Origin of the sequence: Psychrobacter sp. W2-37-MNA-CIBAN-0211 (genome assembly GCF_040309405.1) — a bacterium.
Classification (GTDB): Bacteria; Pseudomonadota; Gammaproteobacteria; order Pseudomonadales; family Moraxellaceae; genus Psychrobacter; species Psychrobacter glaciei.
In genome coordinates, this window is record NZ_JBEOOU010000143.1 from 1 (window position 1) to 278 (window position 278).

Annotated in this window: 1 protein-coding gene; it reads right to left on the reverse strand. The window is 39.9% G+C overall.

Annotated elements, in window-relative coordinates:
- The coding region (locus tag AAEY72_RS14655; protein WP_352311266.1) for a type I restriction endonuclease at positions 1 to 278 on the reverse strand (278 nt) is incomplete at both ends.

A 278-nucleotide genomic window follows, 5' to 3' on the forward strand; every position in this document is an offset into this window, starting at 1 on the left:
GTATTTCATCCTGCTTTTGATTACGAATATGTTGAGAAATCGCCTCTGCATTGGTTGATTTACCTTCTTTGTTCGAATCGGGGCGTTTCGCCTCAATCACAACTAACGGCAAACCATTTACAAAACACACAATGTCAGGCCTACGGTTACCTGTACCTTCGGCATTTTGTACTACTAATTCTTCGGTACAATGAAACGCATTGTTATCAATATTATGCCAATCAATCAGCTTAATAGTGGGGGATGCTTTTTTACCCTCAATAAACTCAGTCACACTC